The 14,060-nt window shown below is 67.3% G+C and carries 13 protein-coding genes; 7 read left to right on the forward strand and 6 right to left on the reverse strand.

The genetic code is table 11. The features are described 5' to 3' along the window. Positions 1-43: 43 nt before the first annotated feature. The 3 genes from trxB to KV397_RS16865 all read right to left on the reverse strand — a co-directional run bounded on the left by trxB (position 44) and on the right by KV397_RS16865 (position 4,854). A complete protein-coding gene (gene trxB / locus KV397_RS16855; protein WP_131491660.1) occupies positions 44-1,024 on the reverse strand; it encodes a thioredoxin-disulfide reductase in 981 nt (326 codons plus the stop codon). 91 nt (positions 1,025-1,115) lie between these two features. After that, on the reverse strand, positions 1,116-2,729 hold the full coding sequence (murJ, locus tag KV397_RS16860) for a murein biosynthesis integral membrane protein MurJ (RefSeq protein WP_047522315.1): 1,614 nt from the start codon (positions 2,727-2,729) through the stop codon (positions 1,116-1,118). Further along, complete coding sequence (locus KV397_RS16865; RefSeq protein ID WP_261811800.1) at positions 2,722-4,854, reverse strand: DUF6049 family protein; 2,133 nt, start codon at positions 4,852-4,854, stop codon at positions 2,722-2,724. The genes murJ and KV397_RS16865 overlap by 8 nt, the downstream gene beginning before the upstream one ends. 95 nt (positions 4,855-4,949) lie before the next feature. Here KV397_RS16865 and KV397_RS16870 point away from each other — a divergent pair, with 95 nt between their 5' ends. From KV397_RS16870 to KV397_RS16880, 3 genes are all read left to right on the forward strand, one after another. Next, the gene (locus KV397_RS16870; protein ID WP_261811801.1) at positions 4,950-6,461 is read left to right on the forward strand and encodes a DUF7059 domain-containing protein; all 1,512 of its coding nucleotides are present in this window, start codon (positions 4,950-4,952) and stop codon (positions 6,459-6,461) included. A 28-nt stretch (positions 6,462-6,489) separates the two neighbouring features. Beyond that, the gene (locus KV397_RS16875) at positions 6,490-7,545 is read left to right on the forward strand and encodes an LLM class flavin-dependent oxidoreductase (RefSeq protein WP_131491663.1); all 1,056 of its coding nucleotides are present in this window, start codon (positions 6,490-6,492) and stop codon (positions 7,543-7,545) included. 72 nt (positions 7,546-7,617) lie between these two features. Beyond that, on the forward strand, positions 7,618-7,788 hold the full coding sequence (locus tag KV397_RS16880; protein WP_261811802.1) for a hypothetical protein: 171 nt from the start codon (positions 7,618-7,620) through the stop codon (positions 7,786-7,788). A gap of 31 nt (positions 7,789-7,819) precedes the next feature. Here KV397_RS16880 and KV397_RS16885 read toward each other — a convergent pair whose 3' ends face one another. Together KV397_RS16885 and KV397_RS16890 are read right to left on the reverse strand one after the other, a co-directional pair. Beyond that, on the reverse strand, positions 7,820-8,074 hold the full coding sequence (locus tag KV397_RS16885) for a hypothetical protein (RefSeq protein ID WP_047522311.1): 255 nt from the start codon (positions 8,072-8,074) through the stop codon (positions 7,820-7,822). 81 nt (positions 8,075-8,155) lie between these two features. Then, positions 8,156-9,373: an FAD-dependent oxidoreductase gene (locus tag KV397_RS16890; RefSeq protein WP_261811803.1), complete on the reverse strand. Its 1,218-nt coding sequence runs from the start codon at positions 9,371-9,373 to the stop codon at positions 8,156-8,158. A gap of 74 nt (positions 9,374-9,447) precedes the next feature. Here KV397_RS16890 and KV397_RS16895 point away from each other — a divergent pair, with 74 nt between their 5' ends. The 4 genes from KV397_RS16895 to KV397_RS16910 all read left to right on the forward strand — a co-directional run bounded on the left by KV397_RS16895 (position 9,448) and on the right by KV397_RS16910 (position 12,058). Further along, positions 9,448-10,062 carry a TetR/AcrR family transcriptional regulator gene (locus KV397_RS16895; protein ID WP_261811804.1) on the forward strand — a complete coding sequence of 205 codons (615 nt, stop codon included), beginning with the start codon at positions 9,448-9,450 and terminating at the stop codon, positions 10,060-10,062. A gap of 293 nt (positions 10,063-10,355) precedes the next feature. Beyond that, positions 10,356-11,144 (forward strand): DUF2599 domain-containing protein, encoded by a 789-nt coding sequence (locus KV397_RS16900; protein WP_153243207.1) that lies wholly within the window; start codon positions 10,356-10,358, stop codon positions 11,142-11,144. Between the two features lie 11 nt (positions 11,145-11,155). Beyond that, entirely contained in the window at positions 11,156-11,485 is a 330-nt protein-coding gene (locus KV397_RS16905) for a hypothetical protein (protein ID WP_131491668.1), read from the forward strand. Between the two features lie 78 nt (positions 11,486-11,563). After that, on the forward strand, positions 11,564-12,058 hold the full coding sequence (locus tag KV397_RS16910) for a hypothetical protein (RefSeq protein ID WP_261811805.1): 495 nt from the start codon (positions 11,564-11,566) through the stop codon (positions 12,056-12,058). 177 nt (positions 12,059-12,235) lie between these two features. Here the strand turns inward: KV397_RS16910 and KV397_RS16915 are convergent, their stop codons facing one another. Further along, entirely contained in the window at positions 12,236-13,987 is a 1,752-nt protein-coding gene (locus KV397_RS16915) for an alkaline phosphatase family protein (RefSeq protein ID WP_261811806.1), read from the reverse strand. Between the last annotated feature and the right edge of the window lie 73 nt (positions 13,988-14,060).

Raw genomic sequence — 14,060 nt, forward strand, 5'->3', positions numbered from 1 at the left:
GTTCGTCTGCTACAACAGCCGACGAGGGGAAAGTGTTCCCGGACTATGCCGAGGCGGTGAGGATCTCGGCGGCCTCCGCAGCCGGGACCTCGACGGATGCGTCCTCGAGGTCCGCGAGGAAGTGCTCCGCGTCGAGGGCCGCGACCGTGCCCGTGCCGGCAGCGGTGATGGCCTGACGGTACGTGGGGTCGATGACGTCACCCGCGGCGAACACACCGGGCACGGAGGTCTTCGACGAGCGGCCGTCGACCCAGATCGTGCCCTCGGGCGTCAACTCGAGCTTGTCGTGCACGAGGTGGGTGCGCGGGTCGTTACCGATCGCGATGAACAGACCATCGATCGGCAGGTCGCGCAGGGTGCCGTCGACCGTCGAGCGCAGCTGCACGCCGCTGACGGAGTCGCCACCGAGGATTTCGGCGACCTCGCTGTTCCACACGAACTCGATCTTCTCGTTCGCGAACGCGCGCTCCTGCATGATCTTCGAGGCACGCAGCGTGTCCTTGCGGTGGATGACGTAGACCTTCTCCGCGAAACGCGTGAGGAAGGTCGCCTCCTCCATCGCCGAGTCGCCGCCGCCGACGACCGCGATCGTCTTCTCGCGGAAGAAGAACCCGTCGCACGTGGCGCACCAGGAGACGCCGTAACCGGACAGGCGCTCTTCGCCCTCGATGCCGAGCTTGCGGTACGCCGAGCCCGTCGCATAGATCACGGACTGAGCCTCGTGCTCGACACCGCTGCCGAGGATGACCTTCTTGACGGGTCCGTCGAGCTGCAGTTCGGTGACGTCGTCGTAGACGACCTCGGTGCCGAACTTCTCCGCCTGCTCCTGGAACTTCGCCATCAGCTCCGGGCCCTGGATGCCCTCGGGGAACCCGGGATAGTTCTCGACTTCGGTGGTGTTCATCAGCTCGCCGCCGACTTCGACCGAGCTCGCGATGAGCAGCGGCTTGAGGTTCGCTCGGGCCGCGTAGATGGCAGCCGTGAATCCGGCGGGGCCGGAGCCGATGATGATGACCTGACGCATGTGCTCTCCGTCTTAGAAACTGCAGTCGAATGACCTTCGAGTGCTTCAACCCATGGTAACCGCGAGGCATTCCCCCGCCAGTGCGGGAGGTTCAGCGTCCGGGGAGGAACCTGCGCACCAGACCACCGGCCGCCTTGAGCTCCGGGGCCCGCATCGCGGCGAGGATGGCGACGTAGACCACGACCACGGCGAGGCCGATGATCGCGGTGCCGACGGCTCCGAAGATCTTGTTGTCCGTGGTCCAGCCGCTCGGGCCGCCGAGAAGGAGGAACACCCCCCAGCCCGCGAACCCGGCGGGGATGGCCGCGACCGCGAACCGCAGGATGGCTGTCACCCAGGTTCCGATTCGCAGTCCACCGATCTTCCGGTGCAGGAGCCAGCTGGCGACGATTGTCTGGATCGTGCTCGCGAGAGACTGACCGAGCGCGATGGCGGCCGCCAACGCCGTGACCGGGATGATGTCGGCGACGTAGAGCCCTTGGGCGACGAGAGCCGTGATGACGATGAGAACGCTCTGAAACAGGGTGAACCAGAACGGCGTGCGTGTGTCGCCGTATGCGTAGAAGGTTCGTTGCACGATGAAGAGGACGGTGAGCGGAAGCAGACTCACCAGATAGCAGAGGAGGACGAGCGCGGCGGCTTCGGCATCGGCGGCGTTCTCGGTGAAGACGCGAGAAGCGGGAATGATGGCCGCGATGAGCGCGGCCATGGCGACAGCGATGAAGAGGAAGAGCGTCCGGATGCTGCGCGTGATGTCCGCGCGGACTTCATCATCTCGACCCGCTGCGGCGTGCTCGCTGATCTGTGTGAAATACGGCGTACCGATCGAGAGCACGATGATGGAGTACGGCAGCATGAAGATGAGCCAGGCATACTGCATCGTGGCCACCGACGCCCCGTCGCCGGCAGCGGCGAAGGCGATGCGTCCCTGGATGGTTCCCGCGGTGAGGCTCGCGATTGCCATGAGGAGAGTCCAACCCGCGAGGCGGCCGGTGGCGCCGAGACCTACACCGCGCCAGCGGAAGTCGGGCTTCAAGGAGAGTCCCGTCCGCCGCCAGAACAGGAGAAGGACTCCGGCCTGAACCACGATCCCCAGTGTCGCCGTCCCGCCCAGGGCGGCGATCATCTCCGGCGTCCAGTCAGGAACGTCCGTCAGCGGCCCCCCGAAGAAAGCGGCGATCAGGAGGAATCCGATGATGGAGATCACGTTGTTGACCACGGGTGCCCACGTGAACGGCCCGAAGATGCGGCGGGCGTTCAGCGCCTCACCGAGCAAAGCGTAGAGACCGTAGAAGAGGATCTGGGGCATGCACCAGTAGGCGAACGCGGTCGCCAGGGCCAGCTGTGCGGGATCTCCGTCCGCAGAGAGCCAGACGAGCCAGGGTGAGGCGACGGTCGCCGCACCCGCGATCACCACGAGGACGACCGTCCCGAGGGTGAACAGCTTCGAGATGTACGCGTTTCCGCCGTCGGCGTCAGCCGAAGCCTTGACGATCTGCGGCACGATCACGGCGGTGAGGATCCCCACGGAGATCAGTGAGAAGACACTGTTGGGAAGCTGATTGGCGACCGCGAAGGCGTCAGCCGCTTCGGAGTTGACCGAGCCGATCACGCCGACCAGCACGATGCTGCGCAGCAGCCCCGTGACGCGGGAGACCATGGTGCCGGCTCCGATGATGGCGCTCGCGCGTCCGAGACTAGTCACGCTTCTCCTCGGGCTCCGTGGCCACGGCTTCCTCGTCTTCCTCCGCTGTCTCACGGCGCTTGCGGCGGATGGTGCGGATCACGCCGAGGGCGATCAGGAGGACCGCGAGACCTCCGAAGATCACGAGGCCGATCGTCTCCCACTCGGCACGGACCGCGACCCGGACGGTCTGATCCCCTTGGATCTGCACACCCGTGGGGCTGTAGAGACTGAGGCGCAGATCGACCTCGCCGCTGCCCACCCGTGCCGACACCGGAACCTTCACCCGCGTCGACGAGTTGGGCTGCACGACCGTCTCGGTCATGGGTTTGACGTCGAGACGGGGGTCAGTGGGCGAGACGAAGAGCTGCACGGTCACCGGCCACGGCAGGTCGTTACGGACCGCGATCGGGAGGTCGGCGTTGGCCGCGAGCAGCTGGATGGTGCTGGACGGCGGGATGTTCACGGCGTTCAGCGTCGCCCGTGTCTGTGCCTGATGATCGGCGAGGTCCTCCGTGAACGCGTTCGCCGAGGTCCCGACGGCGAGTGTGCGGAGGATCCTGATGCGCTCGGGACTCAGCAGCACCTGCGGGTCCTCGAGGATGGACGAGAAGGCGGTGAGCTTGCCCTCGTCGGCCAGGAGCGTCGTCACGGCGGCCGAGCGAGCGGTGTCGGGTTCTGCGGTCAGAGTCGCCGCGACGGGTGTCGTCGCCCGGAGCGCGGAGAACTCGAATCCGATCGAGTCCGCCGCGGAGATCGCGTCGCGGAGAGCGTCCGCGCGGCGATTCTCATCGCGGTCCAAGCCGATGAGCAGGGGAGCGCCGGCGGAACGGGCTTGAGCGAACTGGAGCCGCGCCGTCGCTTCGGCGAGCAGACGCTGGCGGTCGACACTGTCACCCTCGGCGGCCACTTCTGACAGCACCTCGGAGGTGGTGGCATCGGTGACGAGGAGATCATGGCCCGACGCGGTCGCGTGGGCAGCGCTCTGTCCACCGACCGCCGACGAGGGAACGATCGTGGTCGTCCCCTCTCCGAGGTACCCGGTGAACGCGGCCAGGTCGGTCTCGGTCAGCGCATCGTGCGGCCAGAGGATTCGCGGCAGCGCACCCTCGACCGCGGTGAGCTCCTCATCCGTCGGGAGCGCGGTGGAGTCCGTGGGACGGGGAGTCGGGCCGGGTGTTGCGCCCGTGCTGTCCGTGGGGGCGACCGTCTCCGGCGTCTGCGGGAAGTCCGCGGCGTTCAAGAAGGGGGCGAACGTCGTCGGCTGGAGCAGTTCGGGCAACCCCGCCTGTGCCTGCGCCGTGGCATCCGCATCCCCGAACTGCACGGCGAACCGTGCGTTCGGAAGCCCGTCGAGCCGCGTGAGCCACTCCCGTGCGCTGTCAGGAGCGGCCGTGCCGAGCACCCGGATCGCCGTGAGGATCGACGGGTCGATCGCGATCACGGCCGTCGTCCCCGCGATCCCGTCGAGCTGGGCGGTCAGCGCGCCGTCGGCGGCGGTGAGCTCTGCGAGCTCTTCGGCGGTAAGCAGCGCACCGCCTTCCGGCGTCGCCGTGAGGGGAACGATCACGCCGATCTGCGTGGTCTGCGAGTCCGCCACGATCAGGACGGTCGTCGCGGACGTGTCCGCTTCGGCCGCCGCGTCGTCGCCGGTCTTCGCTCCGGTGAGCTCCGCGCGCAGCGGGTACACGCCGGGGGCGAGGTCGCCGAGGGTGTCTTCGGGCACGAAGATCGTGGTCGTCGCGGAGGCGCCCGCATCGATCGGCTCGGTGTCGTCGGCCCCGATCGCAGCGAACTCGCCGGGAGCCTCACCGTCGTCGAGCCAGCTCGTCACCGCCGCATCGTCAGGCAGGGGAGTGCGGTTGAGCTCGACCTCGACCTGTCCACTGCTGAGCCTCGTGTCCGTCCCGTTGTCGAGAGTGAGCGTCGCCGAGGTCGACGACCCCGGAGCGATGAGTCCGCGCATGCCGGCGGAGACGTGCAGCTCGACGGTCTGATCGTCGTCCTTCGGGGCCTGGTCCGCGGCGAAAGCGGCGCCCGGCGCACCCAGGGCACAGGTGCCCGCTGCGATCGCGAAAACCGCGGCCCTGCCTGCGAGCCGATGCAGGCGCGCACGGAGGCCGGTTTCGGGGGTGATCGCGGTCATGGAGGTCTTCCTCGGGCGCCGGAGAGAGCTGCCCGTGAGTACTGACCTCCTGATTCTAGGAGGCCATATGAAGGAGAAGCCTGAAGACGCGTAGAGTGACGGCCGTGTCCGACACCCTCGCGCCCGTTCCCGACCCGCTCCACAGCGCCGCTCTCGCAGCGGATCTCGATGCTGCGGACCTCCGTTCCGAGCCGCTTCGGCGACTCTGGGGAGAAGAGGCGGACGATGCCCTGGCGCGAGGGATGCGGGAGCCGATCCTGCGCGCGATCGCCGACGACACCGGTGCGCTCGCCACTCTCGGACGCCTCTTCGTGCTCGGGATGACCCAGCCGCGGGAGCCTGTGGCCGCCGCGCTCCCGCGCCTCGGGGTGGATGGGCTCGTCGCCCTCCGCCTCGCGACCGTCGATGCCGACACCGTGACGCCCACGGCACTGCTGCGACCGCAGTCGTTCGTCGATGCGGATGGTGTGGGGGAGTGGTGGATCGCGAGCGACCTCGACGAGGTGGCGCTCGACGGAGCGCTGCCCGACGATCACGTCCTCGGTGTCGGCGGCGCGTCGCGCACCCTCGCCGAGACCATCGTCCCGATCGAGGTGGATCGCGCGCTCGACCTCGGGACCGGGTGCGGTATTCAGGCGCTCCTGGTCGCGCGTCGGGCGGGGAGGGTCATCGCGACCGACATCTCCGCGCGTGCTCTCGCCTTCGCCGAGCTCAACGCGCACCTCAACGGAGTCGCCAACATCGAGTTCCGCCAGGGGAGCATGTTCGAGCCGGTCGCGGGGGAGGCGTTCGACCTGATCGTCTCGAATCCGCCGTTCGTGATCACCCCGCGCGTCGACGGGGTTCCCGCGTACGAATACCGCGACGGCGGACTGGTCGGAGACGCGCTGGTCGAGCAGTTCGTGCGCACGGCCCCGACATTCCTCACGGAGAACGGCATCGTCCAGCTGCTGGGGAACTGGGAGTCCAAGGCGGGAGTCGGGGGCCTCGCCCGCCTGGAGGCATGGGTACCGGCCGAGCTCGACCTGTGGGTGATCGAACGCGAAGAGCTCTCGCCCCTCGGGTACGCCGAGCTGTGGATCCGTGACGGTGGCACCACCCCGCGCGATTCCGGGTTCACCCCGCTGCTCACCGCCTGGCTCGATGACTTCGCCGCCCGCGGGGTGACCTCCATCGGTTTCGGCTACGTCCTGATGCGCCGGGGGTCATCGGGCGATCCGCTGCGACGGACCGAGAAGATCGGCCAGCATGTCTCGAACGTCGGAGCGGCACTGGCCACGGGGCTCGCCGCCTACGACGTGCTCACCCAGGGGATGCCGGCGACTCTGACGGTCGCCGCCGACGTCACCGAGGCGCGGCACCTGCTGCCTGGCAACGACGACCCGAGCGTGATCGAGCTGCGTCAGGGCGGAGGATTCAGCCGCACCATCGCGGTCGACCCCGCGCTCGCCGGACTCGTCGGAGCCTGTGACGGTGAACTCACCGTGGGACAGATCGTGGCGGCGCTGGCGGACCTGTTCGACGTCCCGTTGGCCGAGCTGTGGGCGGACCTCGAACCCCGCATCCGTGCCCTGATCCTCGACGGCATCCTGCTGCCGGGGGAATAGACCCCGAATACATGCGTTGGAATAGATCATGAAGGCTTTCGGATTCCTCTCTTTCGGTCACTACGCCGATGTCCCCGGATCGGCGACCCGCACAGCGGGCGACATGCTCAAGCAGACGATCGAGATCGCCGAAGGCGCCGACGAGATCGGGGTGAACGGCGCCTCGGTGCGCGTGCACCACTGGGCGCGCCAGGCCGCATCCCCCATGCCGCTGCTCTCCGCGATGGCGGCGCGCACGAAGCGCATCGAGGTCGGCACCGGTGTGATCGACATGCGCTACGAGAACCCGTTCCAGTTCGCCGAGGAAGCGGCAGCGCTCGACCTGATCGCCGATGGACGGATCGCGCTCGGAGTGAGCCGAGGTTCACCCGAGACCGCGCTTCGCGGCTACGAGACGTTCGGCTACGTCGACGAGGAGGACACGGAGCGCGGCAGCGTGCTGGCGCGGGAGAAGTTCGACCTCTTCCTGCGGGCGATCGACGGCGAGGGTCTCGCCCCCGGTGACCCGAGGATGGTGGGAGCGGGTCGGTATCTGCAGATCGAACCGCAGTCGCCGACGCTCCGTGACCACATCTGGTGGGGATCGGGCTCTCGTTCGACCGCCGTGGAGACGGGTCGCAAGGGGCTCAACATGATGAGTTCGACCCTCGTGACCGAAGCGACGGGCCAACCCTTCCACGAACTGCAGCGCGAACAGATCGAGCTGTTCCGTTCGGCCTACAAGGAAGCCGGTCACACCGGGCGACCGCGGGTCTCCGTGAGCCGCAGCGTGTTCCCGCTCGTGTCCGACATGGATCGGGCCTACTTCGGGCTGCGCAGCGAGGAGAACGCTGACCAGATCGGTGTGATCGACGGATTCCGCTCGACCTTCGGGAAGACGTATGCCGCCGAGCCGGACGTGCTGATCGCCCAGCTGAAGCAGGACGAGGCCGTGATGGCCGCCGACACCCTGCTGCTCACGATCCCCAACCAGCTCGGCCCGGAGTACAACCTGCATGTGCTGGAAGCCTTCGCGACGCACGTGGCGCCGGCACTCGGCTGGAGGCCGAACACCGACGGGCCGGTGCAGGGCGACCCGGTCTGACAGTCGGCTTCGCGGCGGATGTCCGTCGTGCGAGGGATGCGGATGAGAGCTTGCGGGGGCAAGCTCTCATCCATGAGCGAATCCATTTTCTCAGCGGGAACCGATGTGACCTTCGGCCGCGAACGGGGCACCGTCATCGACGTCCGGGCAACTCCCTCCGGCAAGTGGGTGTTCGGGGTCGAGACCGCCGAGGGCGAGGTGAGGTACTTCACCGAGAAGGCGCTACGGCTCCCCGCGCGCTAGTGTCGTGATCATCTCGCCCCCTGATGGTCGACTACTTGTTGTCTCGTGGAGCCGGCCAGCGGCGAGTGGTATTCGCTCCGATCAGGAAGGCCAGGAGGCCGACCACGAGGCAAGCGGCGAGGGGTTGCACCATGGAATCGAGGTCGCCCGACACGGAGAACCATGCCAGGGCAAGAAGCCATGACAGCACAAGGACCGCGGCGAGGACAGTACCTGCTTTAGCGCTGAGCTTCCCAGCGATACCGCCCAATGCAAGCAGGGCAATTCCCACGATTGCATAGATCATTGCTCTCCTAACACTTGTGAATCCACGGCCACCATACGCCGGCCGGCCCGCCGATGCCGACGATGTAGTGCGCTTCACACTTCATGCCAGCGCCTGGCGGGCGACGGCATCGGGGTCGGGGCGTCCGGCGACGAGCTTGACGATCGGGCCCAGCACGGCTCGCACGCTCAGGCGCCGGAGCGTGGTCTCACGCAGCCACGCGAGCACACGCCCGCGGCGGAACATGAGCCGCGCGAGCATCTGTGAGTTCGACTGCGCTGCCTCGACGCGAGGGCGCTCGACCCGCTCCCATGCCTCAAGCAACACCGGCAGTGTTTGCCGGTCGGCGTGCGCGAGCATGCGGCCCAGCATCCAGGCCGACTCGATCGCCATTCCCGCCCCGATCCCTGCGGTCGGCAGGAAGCCCGCGGCGGCGTCCCCGAGCAGAACGCCGGCGGGTAGCACCCATCGCGGAGCACGGGCGTCGTCGAGTCGCCACAGGTACGGATCCGGTGCGGTCTCGATCGCGCGCAGCGATGCCTCCAGGCGAGGGCCGAGGGAATCGACCCGCTCGCGGACGGATGCGGCGAACGCGACGGGACCGTCCGCAAGGTCGGCGTCCGGACCGCCGAGGAACACACCCAGCCGGTTCTTCACGGGGTAGGCCCCGAGGAAGAACCCATTGCCCCAGATCTCCTCGCCGAGCGTCGGATCGCTGAGATCATCCGCCCACCCCACCCAGCCCGACCACCCCGTCTCGATGACCTGCGGTGCGGCCGAACCCAGCACGGAGCGCATGCGTGAGTTCATGCCGTGGGCACCGACGATCAGATCGAACCGACCTTCGCCGGCGGGCGTCCCGTCACGGTCGACGAACAGCGCGGTGCGATCGGTCACCTGTTGCACGGTGGTGCCGAACGTCACCGGGCACCCGCTCTCGGTGAGCACCTCGATCAGAGCGCCACGCGAGATGCCGTTGTAGTCGCCGTAGACGCGCAGCAGATCGCTCATCGACTCGGAGCGCAGCATCTTGCCGCGGTGGGATCGGAACGCATAGCGCTGCATGGGTGTGCCCGCGGCGAGGTAGTCCTCGTGCACGCCGAGATCGACCAGAGCTTGGTCGACGGTCGGCATGAGCGCGAGCATGTAGCCCGGGTGGTCCATCTCGGGCATCCGATCGACGAGAACCGGGTGCAGTCCGTCGCGACGCAGCAGTTGCGTGAGAGTGATGCCGGCGATGCCGGCACCGACGATGAGCACTCTCAGGCGATCGTCGTGTTGTGCGGCGATCTGGGAGTCGAGTGGTGTGTCGGTGAGCATGTTCCTCCTCTGGACCACCTAGTACAATGCCCACACTACGCCTACTGGACCGACTGGTCCAGTAGGGTGGACGCATGGCAGCGCTCACGGGGAATCACCGCGACCGACTCATCGAGGCGACGGTGGCGGAGTTCGCCTCGGTCGGATATGAGCGCGCGTCGTTGAACCGCATCATCCAGGCGGCCGGCATCAGCAAGAGCTCCTTCTATCACGCGGTCGGTTCCAAGTCGGAGCTGCTGGACGCGGTGGTCGAGACCCTGATCGCCGACGTGCGCGCGCACTGGGTCGCCCCGGAACCCGCACAGTTCGCCGGTGATGACTTCTGGCCGCGCCTCGACGGAGTGCTCACGGATCTCGGCCGACTGGCCGCGGTCGATCCCGCTCTCGGTCTGCTCGGGCGCATCTTCTACCTGCCGGCAGCGGGAGGCGTCGACGCGAGGAGCACTCTGCTCGATGCCGTGCACGCGTGGGTCGCCGAGGTGCTGCAGGTGGGTGTGCGCACCGGAGCCGTGCGCGATGACGTGCCCGTGGAGGCGCTCGCCGCGGCGACGTTCGGCATGCTCCGCGGCTTGGACGAGTGGGCTCTCGACGCGACAGCCGCGGAGGCGTCGCGACGTGCTCGGGATCAGGCCGCGGTTCCGGGGATGCTCCTGCGCGGCCTGCTGGGGCGTCCCTCCTCCGCGGCGTGACAACACCGCCACCCGCCACGGGATCGTCGCAAGGTCGGCGTCCGGACCGACGAGGAACACGCAGAGCCGGTTCTTCACGGGGTAGCCCCCGAGGAAGACCCGTTGACACAGATCTCCTCGCCGAGCGCCGGATCGCGGAGATCATCCGCCCAATTTCACCTACCACGCACACGGGCTCACGCGAGCGACGGCCATTTGGGGGACAGACAGGTGGCTCGCGGGACCTCTACGGTGAACATGCCTGGTCGAGAACGGCGGCCGACGCTGATGATGACGTGAGTGAGGTTGTAGCGGTGTTCCAGGCGCAGGCGCCGAATGAGATCGCATCGGCCGTAGTTATGGATTCCGAGGTCACCGTAAGCGACAACGCGACAGCACGCGTTGACAGCGAGAGTGCTCACGTTTCGACCCCTGAAGGCACCGTGTCCCTCGGCGTGACCGCGTCGACGGACTCTGTGCTTTCTGAACCGATTCTCATGGAAGACGGCAGCGCGCTTGTCGCGATCGTCATCAACGAGCCGGTCGCTGACACGGCGTTCCGGATGCCCCTTGAGCTGCCGGACGCCGCGGCCGCGACGCTGGAGGACGACGGATCGGTCCTGATTATGAACCCCGAGGGCGAGTTCATCGCGGGCATCGCGCGACCGTGGGCGCGCGATGTGAACGGATCGGATGTTCCCACCTCGTTCGAGCTCGATGGTGACACGCTCATCCAGCATGTCGACCTGACCAGTGTCCCGGTGGACGCTTACCCCGTCGTCGCGGACCCGTGGGCTGGCCATGACCTTGTGGCGGCAGCGTGGGTGACCAGCCAGGGCGGTTCGAAGTACGTGATCAACGCGGTGCCCACCTCTTGGGGCGAGTTCTACCGTGGCATCGCGACGCTTGAGTCGCATCTCGCTGATCTCAAGGCAGATCTGGGAACCAACAAGTCGAAGGTCACATCCACGATCATCAACCAGTTCTATTGCCACGTTGCGTACGGCTGGCTCGGAGGCGGCGCCACCTACAACATGGAATCCTGGCGAAAGGACGTCCTCTGGTCCGTACAGGGAAACCCGATCACGAAGTGCAATCCGTGATGGAGCTCACGATGAATGAACCACGCAACCTCCCGACGTCGAAGCGAAACCGCACTGTTTGGGCAATCGCCGCGCTGGCAGCGATCGTCGGCATTGCCGCCGGCTACCTCGGCGGCACCGTGGACGGTGATATCCCCTGGCCTGCCACGGTGCAGGAGACGGCCACCTACAACACGTCCACGGCCCTCACCGCGATCGCAGGGGTGCTCGTGCTCGCTGCGCTGATCATCTGGGGCGTGAGGACACGTCCCAAGGCTGGGAAGGCCGTCCTGGTGATCACGGGGGCGCTCGTAGCCACCGCCGTTGTGTTCGGTGCCAGCTTCGCGGTGGGTGCCCTGTGAGCGCGCGGACCGGCATGCTCGGAGTGATCAGCGCGCTTCTGCTTCGTGACGTGCCTCATGTTGACAGGAGCACCCGCCGTGGCCGCGGAGATATCCCCCGCACCCGACTCCCTCACGTCAACGGTGGTCGGGGATCTGGACCAACTGACGCAGGATGAGATCGAAGCGCTGCGCTCCGGCTCCCCCAAGATCGTCACCGTCGACCCGTACTCGGGCGACGTCACAGACGTCGAGGTCATAACCGAGGCAGAGCTCGAAGCGACGCTCGAGGCACTGAGCCCTTCTGGACCCTCCGCACGTTCCTGGTCTACCGGGTGCGCATCCGGCAAGCCGTGCTGGCACGACAACCCGCCCGGGAACGTGCACTACCAATTCACCTTGGGCGTTACCAACGGGACATGGGACACTGTGCGCGACTTCTATACAGGCGACTACTACGCCAAGCTGTGCTGGATCCCGTGGAACTCGACTACCAAGTTCTGCATGCCTGAGCGCAACGGAACGAAGGCGCTCATCCAGATCGGGATGCAGGTCACCGGCAAGCGGGTCGACCTGAGCAAGACCCGCGTCTAGTACCTGTCGCGTTCGAAGATCGGCCCCACGGTGGAGCTTCCGGCGTGGGGCCGATCTTCGCTCTGGGACCTCTCGGCGACTTCGCCAGAGCCCGGTGCGCGCGTCGCGCGTCCCGCGAACCGACTCTCAGCTGACTCTTCATTCATCCGTACCGCCTCGAACCGGGCGCAGCCTCCGTCAGCCGCCCCGGGGTGGACCGAACAACTCCTCACCGTGCTCGTGGAGCAGCCTGTACGCATCCGCGAACGTCTCCGGCTCGGGCTCTCCCGGCTGGCCGTAGCGCGCGATCAGCAGCCCGAGAAGCCCGCGGGCGGGCGGGGTCAACGGCCTCAGCTGATCCTTCCCACCGGGCCGCGGCGCCGACTCCTCGGGGTTCGGAGGCGTGTACGCGGGGGTCGTCACCGGCCAGTCGGCGGGGTGGCGGGGCTTGTCGAGGTTGACGACGTTCATCAGGGTGTTGGCGAACTGGTCGCGATCGTTGAGCGGCTTCAAACCGTGCAGACGGGAGAGCGTGGCGATGACCGAGCCGTGGTGCATCTCGTCGTGGATGATCGAGCCGCGCTTCGTGTACGCCGAGACCGCGATCGCCGGGACGCGGCATCCGAGCCGGTCGAACGTGAAGCCCATCTCGCCGGCCTCGGTGTCGGGCGTCGGCGTGGTGGCGGCGGGCGGGGGCACGTGGTCGTAGCAGCCGCCGTGCTCGTCGAAGGTGATGAGCAGCAGGGTGTTGACCGCGTTCGAACCCGTCGCGGACGCACTCGTGCGCACGGCCTCGTAGATGTCATGGATGAGTCGGTCTCCGGCGCGCACGTCCGAGATCGCGCTGTCGAAGACGGCTTCACCCTCGACCTCGCCCTCGCGGGGGCGGCCGAACGGCGGATGGAAGTCATTGTGGTCGTAGACCATGCGGGGCTCGATGAACGCGTAGGCGGGGAGCTTCCCGTCCTTCGCCTCGGCGTAGAAGTCCTCCATGGTGCCGAAGTGCTCGGTGCGCCAGTACTTCTCGAGCACCTGGGCATGCAGCATCCCGGTGAACGACACGAGCTGGAGCTTGTCGATGTAGATCTTCCAGCTCACCTTCTCGTCTTCGAGCCGATTGAACACCGTCGGGGCTGCCGGAGCATCGAGCCACTTCTTGTATCCGCCGCCGGCCTGGTTGGTCACGAAGCCGTGTGACGTCGAGGCGTGGAAGAAGGAACGGTTGCAGAAGGTCTGCGACGGGACCCCGGCGTACCAGTGGTCGAACACGGCGAACTCGGAGGCGAGCGTCGACAGCACCGGGAGCATCTCCGGAGAGAAGGAACCCATGATGTGCCTGGCCTCGTCGGGCTTCGGGTCGACCCCCTTGCGCAATCGCCGGAAGTTGATGATGTAGTCCTCCAGGAACCCTGACATCGTGGGCTTCTCGCCGTGCGTCGGGGCGTTGAAGGGCGCGGTCATCTCGTCGACGAAGAGTCTCGCGTTGCTCGCGGGATCCACGGTGCCGAAGATCTGCGTGTTGACGTGCGGGTACTCCTCGCCGGGGTCCGGGTCGGGAAGGCTCATGATCCGGTCGGTGTCGCCCTCGTACACGTGCGCGTCGACGACCGTGCCGTCGGAGGAGGTGTTGCTGTACGAGCCGAAGTCCAGGCCCTCGAACGTCTCGCCTGCCGGCAGATTCTCCCGGGAGTACAGGTATCCGAGCAGGTTGTCGAAGGAGCGGTTCTCACCCATCACGACGACGAGGTGATCGAACCCCGGCTCACTGCGCGGAGTGAGGGCCGCGAACGGATCCGGGTCGTCTGCGAAGCCGTCGCGAGGGTTGCCGGCCATCGACGCGCCGATCGCCGCGCCGCCCGCACCCCCGACCGCCGCGCCCGCGAGCGCGGCGCCCCCGATCTTGAAGAAACCGCGGCGCGAGGTGGCACGGGCGGAGGAGTCGTCTGTCACGCCCCGATCCTATGACCGTGCCCGTGTCGAGCGCAGGGGCGAAAACAGAGACGGAATGCGCGCGACCCGGCGT

Source organism: Microbacterium aurugineum (assembly GCF_023101205.1).
Classification (GTDB): domain Bacteria; phylum Actinomycetota; class Actinomycetes; order Actinomycetales; family Microbacteriaceae; genus Microbacterium; species Microbacterium aurugineum.